Origin of the sequence: Burkholderia orbicola (genome assembly GCF_900100915.1) — a bacterium.
Taxonomy (GTDB): domain Bacteria; phylum Pseudomonadota; class Gammaproteobacteria; order Burkholderiales; family Burkholderiaceae; genus Burkholderia; species Burkholderia orbicola.
Map to the genome: position 1 here is coordinate 1,573,247 of NZ_FNKW01000001.1, position 14,126 is coordinate 1,587,372.

The 14,126-nt window shown below is 69.2% G+C and carries 14 protein-coding genes; all 14 read right to left on the reverse strand.

The features are described from left to right. Positions 1-116 precede the first annotated feature (116 nt). Positions 117-614 (reverse strand): VOC family protein, encoded by a 498-nt coding sequence (locus BLS50_RS07515; protein WP_011546706.1) that lies wholly within the window; start codon positions 612-614, stop codon positions 117-119. A gap of 162 nt (positions 615-776) precedes the next feature. Then, positions 777-2,021 carry a DUF3443 family protein gene (locus BLS50_RS07520; protein ID WP_027808932.1) on the reverse strand — a complete coding sequence of 415 codons (1,245 nt, stop codon included), beginning with the start codon at positions 2,019-2,021 and terminating at the stop codon, positions 777-779. 16 nt (positions 2,022-2,037) lie between these two features. Next, positions 2,038-2,541 carry a DUF2844 domain-containing protein gene (locus tag BLS50_RS07525; protein WP_011546708.1) on the reverse strand — a complete coding sequence of 168 codons (504 nt, stop codon included), beginning with the start codon at positions 2,539-2,541 and terminating at the stop codon, positions 2,038-2,040. Positions 2,542-2,813: 272 nt separating this feature from the next. Further along, positions 2,814-3,545, reverse strand: a complete 732-nt coding sequence (cheZ, locus tag BLS50_RS07530; RefSeq protein WP_006477357.1) for a protein phosphatase CheZ — start codon at positions 3,543-3,545, stop codon at positions 2,814-2,816. 2 nt (positions 3,546-3,547) lie between these two features. Next, positions 3,548-3,943 (reverse strand): chemotaxis response regulator CheY, encoded by a 396-nt coding sequence (gene cheY, locus BLS50_RS07535; protein ID WP_006754880.1) that lies wholly within the window; start codon positions 3,941-3,943, stop codon positions 3,548-3,550. A 67-nt stretch (positions 3,944-4,010) separates the two neighbouring features. Continuing rightward, positions 4,011-5,102 (reverse strand): protein-glutamate methylesterase/protein-glutamine glutaminase, encoded by a 1,092-nt coding sequence (locus BLS50_RS07540; RefSeq protein WP_027810841.1) that lies wholly within the window; start codon positions 5,100-5,102, stop codon positions 4,011-4,013. Beyond that, positions 5,099-5,842, reverse strand: a complete 744-nt coding sequence (gene cheD, locus BLS50_RS07545; protein WP_023477954.1) for a chemoreceptor glutamine deamidase CheD — start codon at positions 5,840-5,842, stop codon at positions 5,099-5,101. Before cheD ends, BLS50_RS07540 begins: the two co-directional genes overlap by 4 nt. After that, the gene (locus BLS50_RS07550) at positions 5,839-6,831 is read right to left on the reverse strand and encodes a CheR family methyltransferase (protein WP_069232054.1); all 993 of its coding nucleotides are present in this window, start codon (positions 6,829-6,831) and stop codon (positions 5,839-5,841) included. The genes cheD and BLS50_RS07550 overlap by 4 nt, the downstream gene beginning before the upstream one ends. Before the next feature lie 3 nt (positions 6,832-6,834). Next, positions 6,835-8,799, reverse strand: a complete 1,965-nt coding sequence (locus BLS50_RS07555) for a methyl-accepting chemotaxis protein (RefSeq protein ID WP_069232053.1) — start codon at positions 8,797-8,799, stop codon at positions 6,835-6,837. Positions 8,800-8,836: 37 nt separating this feature from the next. After that, positions 8,837-9,352 (reverse strand): chemotaxis protein CheW, encoded by a 516-nt coding sequence (cheW, locus tag BLS50_RS07560; RefSeq protein ID WP_012327702.1) that lies wholly within the window; start codon positions 9,350-9,352, stop codon positions 8,837-8,839. Between the two features lie 48 nt (positions 9,353-9,400). Further along, the gene (gene cheA, locus BLS50_RS07565) at positions 9,401-11,671 is read right to left on the reverse strand and encodes a chemotaxis protein CheA (protein WP_074801656.1); all 2,271 of its coding nucleotides are present in this window, start codon (positions 11,669-11,671) and stop codon (positions 9,401-9,403) included. Between the two features lie 33 nt (positions 11,672-11,704). Next, positions 11,705-12,082, reverse strand: a complete 378-nt coding sequence (locus BLS50_RS07570) for a response regulator (RefSeq protein WP_006477352.1) — start codon at positions 12,080-12,082, stop codon at positions 11,705-11,707. 16 nt (positions 12,083-12,098) lie between these two features. Next, positions 12,099-13,118, reverse strand: coding sequence for a flagellar motor protein MotB (motB, locus tag BLS50_RS07575; RefSeq protein ID WP_011546714.1), 1,020 nt, complete (start codon positions 13,116-13,118; stop codon positions 12,099-12,101). Positions 13,119-13,131: 13 nt separating this feature from the next. Continuing rightward, positions 13,132-13,992, reverse strand: coding sequence for a flagellar motor stator protein MotA (motA, locus tag BLS50_RS07580; protein WP_006477350.1), 861 nt, complete (start codon positions 13,990-13,992; stop codon positions 13,132-13,134). Positions 13,993-14,126: the final 134 nt, after the last annotated feature.

Here is a 14,126-nt window from a genome sequence, read left to right on the forward strand (position 1 = left end):
GCCTCGACGCAACGATGTCGCGCATCGCAACGAAACGGTCGGCCGCCGGCCTTGAGCGGCCCGACCGACCGAAGCGGCCTCGGGCCTGTTCACGCCGACAACGGGCTTCGCTGGCCCTAGCCGGCCGCCGCCCGCTGCAGCGCGCCGAGATCGAGCTTCTTCATCGTCATCACCTGCGCCATCACGCGCTCGGCGCGGGCCGGGTCGCCGGTCATCAGCTCGGCCATCTGCACGGGCACGACCTGCCACGACACGCCGAAGCGGTCGCGCAGCCAGCCGCATTGCTGCGCGCGCTCGTCGCCGCCTTCGGACAGGCGCGCCCAGTAATGGTCGATCTCGGCCTGGTCGCGGCAGTTGACGACGAACGACACGGCCGGCGTCATCTGGAACACGGGGCCGCCGTTCAGCGCGACGAACGCCTGCCCGTCGAGCTCGAACGCCACGGTCATCACCGCGCCCTCGGCGTTGCCGGACGCGTGCGCACCGGCCTTGCCGTAGCGCGCGACGTGCACGATGCGCGCGTTGTCGAACACCGATACGTAGAAACCGGCCGCCGCCTCGGCGTCGCGGTCGAACCACAGGAACGGCGTGATGCGCTGGATACGCGGATTCATGGCGCTGTCTCCTCGATGTCGTGCCGGCACCGGTGCCGGTCTTACATCGTAGACGCTATGCCGGCGCCCGGCCGAGCGCCGGTCCGTAGCCTCGCGCCCGCCGGGGCCGAAAAAAAGGGGGCGATCGCTCGCCCCCTCGTTCCTGCGTCCGGCCGTGCCGCGTCAGAACGCGACGAACGGCTGCGGGCCGCCGCTCGCGGTCTTGTCCATCCCGAAGTAGATCGTCTTGCCGTAGAAGTGCGGCATGCCGATGTCGAGCCAGCTGGACGAGCCGAACGGGCCCGCGATGTCGTTGAACGCGAACGTCGACGGATTCGAGAACAGCGAATCCGCGTTCGCGACCGGCATCGACACGGTGCCCGACGCGCCGTTCTGGCCGCTCAGCGTGGCCGAATAGGTGGTCGTCGCCGACGGGCAGTAGAACTCCGTATTCCTCGAACAGACCGTCTGCGCCGAATCGTTGAAGAAATACGCGTTGGAGCCGGTATCGAAGAACGCGGTCACGCTGCGCCCCTGGAACGTCGCACTGACGTCGCCGGTCGTGGTCGACGTCATCACCGTCTTCCCGCTCAGGTTCGGCAGGCCGAACGTCAGCGTGCCGGTCGCGCTTGCCTGCCCGTTGTCGGAGATGGCCGGCATCTGCACGCTCACCCCGTCGTTGTTCGCGAACCGATGCACCGGGTTCGCCACCTGCTGCGCCAGCGGCACGAGCGCGACCGTGCAGCGCGCGTTGTCGCCGTTCGGGCACGCGTAGTAGTTGTTGCTCGTCGACGTCGACGTGGCGCAGGTCGTGCCGCAGTCGTACGGCGCCGGCCCGATGCCGAGGATCCCGTTCGCGCCGAGCGCGCCGGTCGAGTTGGCCGACGCGCCGCCGTTCGTGCACGAGCTCGGTACGTTGGTCGTGCCGAGGTCGCCGATGATCTGCACGGGCAGCGAGCTCGCCTGCTCGGTGCCGATCGACAGGTCGACGGTGCGCACCGAGCCCCACGTGTAGCTCGACACGAACTTGCCGCATTCGGCGACCGGCGCGCCGCCGCTCGTCACCTGCGGCAGGCTGTCGTGCACGCCCGCCACCGCACTGCCGACGAGCCGCAACCCGTAGGACGCGGTATCGACGAGCACGTTGTTGACGACCTGACAGTTCGACGTGCCAGGCACGCAGATCTTCAGGCTGATGGTCGGGATGTTGATCACGTTCGCGGCGCCGGCGCCGACCGTGACGACGGCCGTGTTGCCGCTGTTGCCGTCGGACCCGCCCGAGCCGTTGCCGCCCGTATTGCCGGCATTGCCGCCGTTGCCCGAACCGCCGCCGCCATCGCCGCCGCCGCATGCCGTCACGAGCACGGCCGTCGCGGCCAGGAGGCCCAGCACGCCGAGCCAGCGCTTGAATGTACGAGGAATGCTCAAGATCGCTCTCCCGCTGTCACTGGATATCGGTGCCGGCCACGCCGGCGGGCAGCGCCGACGGCAGCCACGCCTGGCCGGAGAAGGCGCCCATGTGGCCGCCCGTCCGGATCACGAGGCCGCTCGTCTCGACGGCCACCGGCGCGCGCCAGCCGCGCGCCCGGTGCGCCGCCTGGACGCCGGCGGTGTACTGCGGGAAATAGCTGCCGAGCAGCGACGCGAGATCCGGCATCGTCGGCCCGCGCCACGCGAGGCCGAACACGCTGCCGGCGGCCGACGTGTATTCGTGGATGACGGTGCCCGATCCGAGCGTGATCTCGCGAACGGTATAGGCGGCCGTGCTGGCCTGCGCGCCGTCCGCCGAGCGCATGGCGCGCTGCAGCGCGCGCACGGTGGCGGCCTGATCGTCCGCCGGCGGCGACATCGGCGCGCCGCCCAGTTCCGCATGTGCGTGGACGGCCCACAGCACACCCATTGCAGCCGTCGCGTGCGCGACGGTCCAGCCCAAGCGTTTCAGCTTCACGTTCCCCCCCAAGGGACTGGCTTCGTTGCCGACGGCGCCGCCGTCGGCACGCGCCGCCTGCCAACTTATGAATCTTACGAATGAGACGCTACGTTGCTGCTGACGCGTAGTATGCCTGCGGAGTGTGGCGAAGTGTCAATTCGACGCAGGATGACACCGCGCCGCGCAAGCGCGGCGGGCGGGAGAACGAAGCGGGAAAGGGGAATGCGCGCCTCGGCCCCGCGGGGGACGGGGCGCCCGGCGATGGAGCGCGCGGATGCGCCGCGGCAGGATCAGAAGCCGAGGCTCGCGAGCAGATCGTCGACCTGCCCCTGGTCCTGAACGACGTCGGATTTGCCTTCCGGCGCGATCTGCGGGCCGTTCAGCAGCGATTCGGGGCTGCCGGTCGCGCTCATCTGCTCGGCCGCCAGCGCGGCCGCGGTGGCGGCGAACTGCTCGCGCCGCTCCGGCGCGATGTTCTCGACGAGCACGGTGAGGAGCTGCTGCTCGATCAGGTAGACCATGTCCATGATCTTCTTGATCACCTGCCCGGTCAGGTCCTGGAAATCCTGCGCGAGCATGATCTCGAGCAGTTGCGCGCGGGTCGCCGACGTCGACTCGGGCAGCGTGCGCAGGAACGTGCGCGTATCGTCCATCAGCTCGCGCACTTCCGCGTGCTCGATCGGCGCGGCATACCACTGCGCCCAGCGCGCGTCGAGCGCCTCGGCTTCGTTCTGGATGCGCTCCTGCACCGGCTTCGCGATCTCGATCGCGTTCAGCACGCGCTCGGCGGCCTGTTCGGTCATCGTCGCGACGTAGCGCAGCCGGTCGCGCGCATCGGGCACGGCTTCCGCCGCGCGCTCGACATGCTTGTCGAGCCCGAGCTCGCGCATCGAATCGCGCAGCGTGCGCGTGACGTGGCCGATGCGCGCGAGGATCCGGTCGCTCGCGTAATCGGCGCCTTCGGCATGGCCGTCGGCGTTGATCGCCGCACCGGCAAGCGCCGCATGGATCGGCTCGTTCACGTTCAGCTCCCGGCCTTGGCCATCTTGTCGATGATCTTGTTCAGCTTCTCGTCGAGCGTCGCGGCCGTGAACGGCTTCACGACGTAGCCGCTCGCGCCGGCCTGGGCGGCCGCGATGATGTTCTCCTTCTTCGACTCGGCCGTGACCATCAGCACCGGCAGGTGCGTGAGCGTCGCGTCCGCGCGGATTTCCTTCAGCATCGCGAGGCCGTCGAGGTTCGGCATGTTCCAGTCCGAGATCACGAAGTCGAAGCCGCCGCCGCGCAGCCGCGCGAGGCCGGCCGCGCCGTCTTCCGCCTCATCGACGTTCGTGTAGCCCAGTTCCTTGAGCAGGTTGCGGACGATCCGGCGCATCGTCGGGAAATCGTCCACCACCAGGATTTTCATGCTCTTGTCCATCGTCGTTCCTTTCCAGATTCGTTTCCGTCGAGGCGCGTATCGTGGCACGCGCCCCGTGACATTCCATTCACACGCGCTGCACGCGGTCGCCCATCGTCGCCAGGCGCGCCATCACGCGGCGGCTCATGTCGGCGAGCGGCGCGACCTCGTCCGCGCCGCCGAGCGCGATCGCCTCGCGCGGCATCCCGAACACGATACAGCTCGCTTCGTCCTGCGCGAACGTGTGAGCGCCCGCGCGTTTCATTTCCAGCAGGCCGGCCGCCCCGTCGCGGCCCATCCCGGTGAGGATCACGCCGATCGCGTTCTTGCCCGCGTGCGTCGCCGCCGAGCGGAACAGCACGTCGACCGACGGGCGGTGCCGGTTCACCGGCGGCTCGTCCGACAGTTGCGCAATATAGTTCGCGCCGCTTCTCGCGAGCAACAGGTGCGCATGGCCCGGCGCGATGTACGCATGGCCCGGCAGCACGCGTTCGCCGTGCTCGGCTTCCTTCACCGCGATCCGGCACAGGCCGTTCAGCCGCTGCGCGAACGATTTCGTGAAGCCGGGCGGCATGTGCTGCGCGATCAGCACGGCCGGCGCATCCGGCGGCAGCGGCGTCAGCACTTCGCGGATCGCCTCGGTGCCGCCCGTCGACGCGCCGATGATGATCAGCTTCTCGGTACTGACGAGCGGATTGTTGATCATCGGCGCGGCCGCGGCGCTGTCCGCCGAGCGCGCGGCGGCCTGCGGCTGCGGCGCCTGGCGCACGCGCGCGCGCGACGCCGCGCGGATCTTGTCGGCGAGCTTTTCCGCGTAGTCGAGCATCCCGTCGCGAATCCCGACGCGCGGCTTCGTGACGAAATCCACCGCGCCGAGTTCGAGCGCGCGCAGCGTGATTTCCGAGCCGCGCTCGGTCAGCGACGACACCATCACGACCGGCATCGGCCGCAGGCGCATCAGCTTCTCGAGGAAGTCGAGCCCGTCCATGCGCGGCATTTCGACGTCGAGCGTGAGCACGTCGGGGTTGTGCTGCTTGATGAGCTCGCGCGCGACGAGCGGATCGGGCGCGGTCGCGACCACCGTCATGTCGGGCTGGCTGTTGATGATCTCGGTCATCAGGCTGCGGATCAGCGCCGAATCGTCGACGCACAACACTTTGATCTTCTGCACTGCGGTCAGGCCTCCTGCTTTCTTGATAGGTTCGCGGCATACGGGCTCCCGGCGGACGGGCTCCCGTTGCCCGGCGCCGTGCCGCGCCCGCCGAACAGCTCGATGCGCGGGCGCGCCGGCTGCGGCGCGGCAGGCCGCTTCGCGGCGAACAGCTCGACCTGCGCGCGGGTCCGTGCGGCGCGGAGGCGATCGGCCTCGCGCGCGAGCGCGGCTTCGCGCTCGGTCACCCCCGGCACCTGCAGCCGCAGCTTCTTCACCATCGCGCGCCCGCTGTGCGGCATGAACGCGACCTTGCGCGGATGCACGCCCTGCAGGTCTTCCGCGGTGATGCGGATGCGCTCCAGCGCGAGATAGCGGCGCACGAAATCCGCGTTGCGATCGCCGATGTTGATCGTCGTCATCCCGGCCAGCACGGCCGCGCCGCCGAACACCTTCGCCTCGAAGCGCTCGCGGCGCCCGCCGGCCTTGATCAGCTCGTTGATCAGCACTTCCATCGCGTACGCGCCGTAGCGCATCGATTCCGACGCGGCCGCGCCCGGATCGGCGCCGTCGTCCGGCAGCATGAAATGGTTCATCCCGCCGATGCCTGCGTACGGGTCGTGCAGGCACGCGGCGACGCACGAGCCGAGCACGGTCATCAGCACCATGTCCTCGGCGGTCGTGTAGAACTCGTTCGGCAACAGCTTCACGCCGGGGCGCTCGAAGTGGTTGTCGAAGTAGCGATTGGTCGCGATCGGCAGGGCGCTCATCCGCGCTCTCCATAGGCCGGTGCGCCGCCTGCGGCCCGCACGCGCCCGGGCGCCGGCATCGCGGCCGCCGCGCTCGTCGGCGCGCCGCGCGGCCGCGCGCCCTGCGCGGCGTCGCGCGTCAGTTCGTACACCGTCTGCCCGCGCAGCCGGAACGCCTGCGTCACGTACGTGAAGTTCTCCGAATGGCCGGCGAACAGCAGCCCGCCCGGCTTCACGAGCGGCTCGAAGCGCGACAGCACCTGCCCCTGCGTCGGCTTGTCGAAATAGATCATCACGTTGCGGCAGAAGATCGCGTCGAACGGCTTCGCGATCCCGTAGTCCGCATCGGTCAGGTTCAACTGCTCGAAACGGATCATCGCGCGCAGCTCGGGGCGCACCTTCACGCGGCCGGCCTGCGCGCCCGTGCCCTTCAGGAAGAAGCGCTTGAGCCGCTCCGGCGACAGGTGCTTGACCTGGTCGTACGTATAGATGCCGGCTTCGGCCTTCGCGAGCACCTGCGTGTCGAGATCGGTCGCAAGGATCGATGCGTTGCGCGCGGCCGTGTCGCCGAGCGCCTCGATCAGCGTGATCGCGATCGAGTACGGCTCCTCGCCGGTCGACGCCGCCGAGCACCAGACCGACACCGGCGCCGGCCGCGATTTCACGAACTCCGACAGGATCGGGAAATGGTGCGACTCGCGGAAAAACGCGGTCAGGTTGGTCGTCAGCGCGTTGGTGAACGCTTCCCACTCGAGCGGATCGTCTTCCTGCTCGAGCAGGTCGAGGTAGTCGCGGAACGTGTCGAGGCCGCGCGCCCGCAGCCGCCGCGCGAGACGGCTGTAGGCCATGTCGCGCTTGTGCTCGGACAGCGAGATGCCCGCGCGTTGATGGATCAGCGCGCGGATGCGTGCGAAATCCGCGCCGGTGAACGCGAAGTCGCGCCCCGGCTCGCCCGCGCGAGGCGAGGCATCCGGTGCATCGGGTCGAAACGGCGCGCGCGCGTGCGACATGGCTTAGAAGGTCTCCCAGTCGTCGTCCGACGCGCCGGCGGCGGCCAGCGCCGGCTTCTCGCCGTTCAGCGCCGGGCGCACGAGCGCGGGCTTCGCGGCCGGCTTGTCCGCCGCGGCGGCCGTCTTCGCGAGACGCGGGCCGTAGCCGCCCGCGGCGGTACCGCCACGGGCAGCCGGTGCGTCCTTCTGCGTGCGCGTGGCCGCATCGGCCGCACGCTTCGGTTCGGCGGCCGCTGCCGCGGCGCCCGCGGCAGCGGCACGCGACGCCGGCGCGCCGCGCCGTGCGGCCGGCTGGGCCGCTGCCGGCGCCGGCAGCGCGGCGACCGGCGCGTCGTGGCGCGCGTCCGACGGCAGCGCCGCCGGTTCATGGGCCACCGGCCGCGCGACGCCGCGCGCCGGCGCGAGCGCGATGCCGCCCGCGACGCGCCAGCCCGACACGATCGCCTTCATCTGGCGCGTCTGCTCCTCGAGCGACGCGGCCGCGGCGGCGGCCTGCTCGACGAGCGCCGCGTTCTGCTGCGTGACCGCATCCATCTGGCCGACCGCACGGTTGACCTGCTCGATGCCGGTCGACTGTTCGTCGGATGCCGCGCTGATCTCGCCCATGATGTCGGTCACGCGGCGCACCGCCTGCACGATCTCGTCCATCGTCGCGCCGGCGCGTGCGACGAGCGCCGACCCGCTGTCGACCTTCTCGGCCGAATCGCCGATCAGCTGCTTGATTTCCTTCGCGGCGCTCGCGCTGCGCTGCGCGAGCGAACGCACTTCGCCCGCGACCACCGCGAAGCCGCGGCCCTGCTCGCCGGCCCGCGCCGCTTCGACGGCCGCGTTCAGCGCGAGGATGTTGGTCTGGAACGCGATGCCCTCGATCGTGCCGATGATGTCGACGACCTTGCCCGAGCTCGCCGCGATGTCCTGCATCGTCGACACGACCTGGCCGACCACGTCGCCGCCCTGCGTCGCGATGTCCGACGCGTTCACCGCGAGCTGGCTCGCCTGCCGCGCGTTTTCCGCGTTCTGCCGCACGGTGCCCGTCAGTTGCTCCATGCTCGACGCGGTTTCCTGCAGCGAGGCGGCCTGCTCCTCGGTGCGCTGGGACAGGTCGATGTTGCCGGTCGCGATCTCGCGCGCGCCGACGTCGATCGATTCGGTGCCGCGATGCACGGCCTGCACCATCGTCGTGACGGCGTCCTGCATCCGCTTGATGCCGCCGAACAGGCGGCCGATCTCGTTCGTGCTGAACACGCTCACCGGTTGCGTGAGGTCGCCGCCGGCGATGCGCTCGAAGTGCGCGATCGCGTCCTCGATCGGCTGGACGATCAGCCCGCGCAGGACGAAGCGGATCGCGATCACGACGACGAACGCGAGCGCGATGCCGGCCGCGATCAGCGCGATCATCATCGAGATCTGCGACTGCGTCGCGGCCTGGCGGTCTTCCGCGCGCTTTTGCAGCGCGGCGATCACGGCCGCCGCCGTCTGGTCGAACGCGACGAACATCGGGCTGATCTTCGCGTCGGCGATCGCGTGGTACGCGGCCATGTCGCCCGCGCGCGCCGCGGCGAATTCCGGTTCGACGCCTTCCTTCATGATCGTCGTGTAACGCGCGGTGAGCTCGTCGACGAGCGCCTGCTCGACACCGAGCTTCGGCGTCGACTGGAACGTCTGCCAGTTCTGGTTCGACTTCGCATACAGCTCCTGCGCGCGGTCGAGCACCTTCGCCGCGTCGGCCGCATTGCCGGCTTCGGTCAGCGTACGAAAGCGATCGAGCGCGACGCGCGAGCGCAGCAGGTACGCGGCCGTGTCGTCCAGCGTGTGGATCGCCGGCAGGTCGACGTGCGCGATCTCGTCGAGCGAACGGCTCGCGTGATTCAGCGCGTAGAGGCCGAGCCCGCCGACCGCGGCGGCCAGGCACACGAGGATGAGTCCGACCGCCGTGAGCGTCGTGCGGATCGACCAGTTATGCAACATTGCAGATTCTCCCGAAATTGCTGCGCGCGCGGCGCGCTTACCCGCCGAGTGTCTCGATCAGCGCCATTTCACGGCTCGACATCAGCTTCTCGATGTCCATCAGGATCAGCATCCGGCCGTCGACCGTGCCGAGGCCCGTCAGGTACTCGGTCGTCAGCGTCGCGCCGAATTCCGGCGCCGGCATGATCTGGTCGGTCTGCAGCGTCAGCACGTCCGACACGCCGTCGACCACCATCCCGACCACGCGGTTCGACACGTTCAGGATGATCACGACGGTCTGGTGGTCGTACTCGACGCGGCCGAGGTGGAACTTGATCCGCATGTCGACGATCGGCACGATGATCCCGCGCAGGTTGATCACGCCCTTGATGAACTCGGGCGCGTTCGCGATGCGCGTGACGCTGTCGTAGCCGCGGATTTCCTGCACTTTCAGGATGTCGATCCCGTATTCCTCGTCGCCGAGCGTGAACACGAGGAATTCCTGGCCCGTCGCATCGCCGTGCGCCGCGTCGCGGCGGCTCGTCGCGGCATTCGCCGCGGCCGGATTGATCATTTGGACTTCAGCAGACACGTTTGCCCCCAATCGGTTGAATGGCGAGAGTCAGAAGACGGCGAGCTCGGCGCCGGCTCGGGCGCCGTGCGTCGCACGGGTTTCGCGGTTCAGCGCCGCGACGTCGACGATCAGCGCGACGCTGCCGTCGCCGAGGATGGTCGCCGCCGAGATGCCATGCACCTTGCGGTAGTTGGTTTCGAGGTTCTTCACGACCACCTGCTGCTGGCCGACCAGCTCGTCGATCAGCATCGCGAAGCGGCGCCCCTCGGTTTCCATGATCGTGACGATCCCCTGCGTCGGGTCGGTGCGCGCGTCCTCGACCGAGAACACCTCGTGCAGCGCGACCAGCGGCAGGTATTCGCCGCGCACGCGCACCACGCGCTCGCCGTTGCCGACCGTGTAGATGTCGTCGTTCGACGGCTGCAGCGACTCCATCACGAAGTTCAGCGGCAGGATGAAGATCTCGCTGCCCACCTTGACCGACATCCCGTCTAGGATCGCCAGCGTGAGCGGCAGCACGATCCGCGTGGTCGTGCCGCGGCCGGCCTGCGACGAGATTTCGACATGACCGCCCATCGACTGGATGTTGCGCTTCACGACGTCCATCCCGACGCCGCGGCCCGACACGTCGGTCACCGTCTCGGCGGTCGAGAAGCCCGGCGCGAAGATCAGTTGCCAGACTTCGTCGTCGCTGATGTTCTCGGAGATCTGCATGCCCTGCTTCGCGGCCTTCGCGAGGATTCGCTCGCGGTTCAGGCCCGCGCCGTCGTCGCTCACCTCGATCACGATGTTGCCGCCGTGATGCGCGGCCGACAGCACGAGCTGGCCGACCGCGTCCTTGCCGGCGGCGACGCGCTTGTCGACGGTCTCGATGCCGTGGTCGAGGCTGTTGCGCACCAGGTGCGTGAGCGGATCGATGATCCGTTCGATCAGGCTCTTGTCGAGCTCGGTCGCCTGGCCGAACGTGACCAGTTCGACCTGCTTGCCGAGCTTGCCGGCGAGGTCGCGCACGAGCCGCGGGAAGCGGCTGAACACGTAGTCCATCGGCATCATGCGGATCGACATCACCGCTTCCTGCAGGTCGCGCGCGTTGCGCTCGAGCTGCGCCATCCCGTTGAACAGGCGGTCGTGCAGCGCCGGATCGAATGCGGTCGCCGTCTCGGCCAGCATCGCCTGCGTGATCACCAGTTCGCCGACGAGGTTGATCAGCTGGTCGACCTTCTCGACGCCGACGCGGATCGAACTGCCTTCGGCGCCCGCCGCGGCGGCAGCGGCCGGGCGCGCGCGCTTGTCGTCGTGATGCGCGGCGGCGGCCGGCGTCGCGTGTTCGGCTGGCTGGGGTTGTGCGTGTTGTTGCGGCTGCGGCTGCTGGGCGGCGGCGGCCGGCTCGGCCGGCGCCGGCGCCGGTGCCGGAACAGCCGGTTGCGGCGCGGCCGGCGGCGGCGCGAACACCTCGACGCGTGCCGGCGGCGCGGCGGCGGCCGGCTCGGCAGCCTCGGCGGCGGCGCCCTGCGCGGCGGCCGGCGCCGCCTGCGCGGCCGGCGCGGTGCCGTGCGCGACGCGGATCTGGCTTTCGTCGATCACGAAGCAGCACACCGCGACGATGTCGTCCGACGGCACGTCCGATTCGACCCACAGCGACAAGTCGGCGCCCGTTTCCTCGCGGCCGACGATCCGGCCGAGGTTACCGAGTTCCTCGGTGAGCAGTTCGCGATCCTTCGCGTCGACGCCCACGAGCGTGATCTTCAGGTGCGGGCCGCCGGCATCGGCGTCGGCCGCCGGATGCGCGGCCGCGACGGCCTGTTCGACCACATGGTCGGGGGCGCGATCGCCGGCAGCGGCGGGTTCGACGGCGGGCGCCACGGCGGCGACCGGTGCAACCGGCGCGGCCGGCGCAGGCTCGGCGGCCGCAGCAGGCGCACCCGCGCCGCTTTCGGCCTTCAGCCGTTCGAGCTTCGCGCAGATCGTCGCGGCGGCGGCCGCGTCCGGTTCCGCGCTCGCGCGGTAATCAACGAGCTGGTCGGACAACACGTCCTTGGTTTCCAGGAACGCGTCGATCATTTCCTTGGTCAGCGTCAGCTCATGGTTGCGCGCGCGGTCGAGCAGCGATTCGAGGATGTGCGTCGTATCGGTCAGCGCGGAAAAGCCGAACGTCGCCGCGCCGCCCTTGATCGAATGCGCGGCGCGGAAGATCGCCGCCAGATCCTCGGGGTCGGGCGCATCGACGTCGAGGTTCAGCAGCAGCTGCTCCATCTGCGCGAGCAGCTCGTCCGCTTCGTCGAAAAAGGTCTGGTAGAACTGAGTGATGTCGAGAGTCATGCCCGGTCACCGGTTGAATTCGTCGCGTTCATGTCAGGAGGCAGCCGGCTCGGACAGCGTCGCGACCAGCTCGACGAGCACGCCCGGGTCGATCGGCTTTTCGATCCAGCCGGTCGCGCCCGCGTCGCGTGCGGCGTCCTTGAACGCATCGCTGCCCTCGGTCGTCAGCACGAGGATCGGCGTGTCCGCGTACGCGGTCAGCTTGCGCAGCGCGGCGATCACCTCAAGCCCGCTCTTGCGCGGCATGTTCTGGTCGGTCAGGACCAGGTCGTACGGCGCCGTCGCCGCCATGTCGAAGCCGGCTTCGCCGTCCGGCGCCACCGTCACGTCGTAGCCGGCCTGCGCAAGCGTGGCCTGCAGCAGCGCACGCATGGTCGCGGAGTCGTCGATGGCGAGAATGGTTCGGATCATGTCTGTCTCGGAAACGTCAGGGTTTCGGCGCCACGGCGACGGCGCTCGCCACGACCGGACGCACCGCCGGCGTCGGGCCGCCGAGCTGCTGCGCGAGCAGCTTCGAGCCGGCCGCGTCGGCGGACAGCGTCGTCGTCGTCGCGTCGTCGCGCATCAGCGCTTCTTCGGATTTGCGATTCAGCACGATCACGCTGATCCGGCGGTTTTCCGGATCGAGCGGATCGGCCTTGTTCAGGTTCTGCGTCGACGCGAGGCCCAGCACGCGCAGCACTTTCGCCTCGTCCATGCCGCCGGAGATCAGCTCGCGGCGCGACGCGTTCGCGCGGTCGGCCGACAGCTCCCAGTTGCTGTAGCCGCCCTCGCCGCCCGCGTACGGCACGGCGTCGGTATGGCCCTGGACGATGATCCGGTTCGGCACGTCGTTCAGCGTCTTGCCGATCTCGCGCAGGATGTCGCGCATGTACGGCTCGACGTGGTCGCTCGACATCGCGAACATCGGCCGCTTCTGGGAGTCGACGATCTCGATGCGCAGCCCCATCAGCGTCGAATCGATGCGGATCTGCTGCTTGAACTGGCGCAGCGTCGGATTGGCCTCGATCGCGGCCATCAGCTTGATCTGCAGGTCGTGCAGGCGCGTCTGCTCGAGCCGGTCCTGCGCGCCCTGCGCCTGCGACCGGGAATTGTCGTCGCCCGCCTTCGCGAGGCGCTCGGCGAGCGACGTCGTGCCGTCGGTGCGGCGCAGCGTGCCGGCGTCGACGCTCGACAGGTCGCGGCCGCCGCCGTTGATGATGCTGGACTCCTGCGAGCTGCGGTCGCCGCTGCCGAGAATCGCGGCCTTCAGCGGCATGTTGAAGTATTCGGCGATCCCCTTCAGCTGCACCGGCGTGACCGAGCTCAGCAGCCACATCAGCAGGAAGAACGCCATCATCGCGGTCATGAAATCCGCGTACGCGAGCTTCCATGCGCCGCCGTGGTGGCCCTTCTTCGCCGGGGCCACCCGCTTGACGACGATCGCGCGATCCTTGCTCTTGCTCATCGGTCGCTCCGCGTCACTTCGCCTTCACGCGGCGAACATGTTCCTCGAGCTCGGAGAACGACGGACGCTCGGTCGAGAACAGCACCTTGCGGCCGAACTCCACCGCGATCGCCGGCGCATAGCCGTTCAGCGTCGCGAGGATCGTCACCTTGATGCACTGGAACATCTTGGTCGACTCGGCGACGCGCTGCTCCGCGAGGCTCGCGAGCGGCCCGATCAGCCCGTACGACAGCAGGATCCCGAGGAACGTGCCGACCAGCGCCTGCGCGATCATCGCGCCGAGCACCGCGGGCGGCTTGTCGGCCGAGGCCATCGTGTGCACGACGCCCATCACGGCCGCGACGATGCCGAACGCCGGCATCGCGTCGCCGACGCGCATCAGCGCATGCGCCGGGCCTTCGCCTTCGGTGTGGTGCGTCTCGATCTCCTCGTCCATCAGGCTCTCGATCTCGAACGCGTTCATGTTGCCGCCCACCATCAGGCGCAGGTAGTCGGTCAGGAATTCGACGATGTGGCGATCGGCGAGGATCTTCGGGTATTGCGTGAAGATCGGGCTCTTTTCGGGATCGTCGATGTCGGCCTCGAGCGTCAGCGTGCCTTCCTTGCGTGCCTTCGCGAGCAGCACGTAAAGCAGCGCCATCAGCTCCATATAGACGTCCTTCGTGTATTTCGAACCCTTGAAGAGCGTCGGCAGCACGCGCAGCGTGGCCTTGATGGTCTTGCCGCCGTTGCCGAGGATGAACGCGCCGACGCCGGCGCCCACGATCATCAGGATCTCGACGGGCTGGATCAAGGCGCCCAGATGCCCGCCTGCCAGCGCATAACCGCCGAAGACGGACAACAGCGTCACGAGTGTTCCCACGATAATCAGCACTGCCTGTCCCTCACGAAAGACCGGCGGGGAGACCGCCGTTAAACAGGTTTACGGCAGTCGGCAGGAAAACTTTCGCGGCCGCCCGGCGGCGGCCCGACGGTGTTTACCAGCAATGCGCGGACGATTCGCGCGGC

Excerpts from the sequence above, each read along its gene's own strand:
- BLS50_RS07515 (WP_011546706.1), bottom strand. The coding sequence starts at position 614 with ATGAATCCGCGTATCCAGCGCATCACGCCGTTCCTGTGGTTCGACCGC.
- cheY (WP_006754880.1), bottom strand. The coding sequence starts at position 3,943 with ATGGACAAGAGCATGAAAATCCTGGTGGTGGACGATTTCCCGACGATG.
- cheD (WP_023477954.1), bottom strand. The coding sequence starts at position 5,842 with ATGAGCGCCCTGCCGATCGCGACCAATCGCTACTTCGACAACCACTTC.
- BLS50_RS07550 (WP_069232054.1), bottom strand. The coding sequence starts at position 6,831 with ATGTCGCACGCGCGCGCGCCGTTTCGACCCGATGCACCGGATGCCTCG.
- BLS50_RS07555 (WP_069232053.1), bottom strand. The coding sequence starts at position 8,799 with ATGTTGCATAACTGGTCGATCCGCACGACGCTCACGGCGGTCGGACTC.
- cheW (WP_012327702.1), bottom strand. The coding sequence starts at position 9,352 with ATGATCAATCCGGCCGCGGCGAATGCCGCGACGAGCCGCCGCGACGCG.
- cheA (WP_074801656.1), bottom strand. The coding sequence starts at position 11,671 with ATGACTCTCGACATCACTCAGTTCTACCAGACCTTTTTCGACGAAGCG.
- BLS50_RS07570 (WP_006477352.1), bottom strand. The coding sequence starts at position 12,082 with ATGATCCGAACCATTCTCGCCATCGACGACTCCGCGACCATGCGTGCG.
- motB (WP_011546714.1), bottom strand. The coding sequence starts at position 13,118 with ATGAGCAAGAGCAAGGATCGCGCGATCGTCGTCAAGCGGGTGGCCCCG.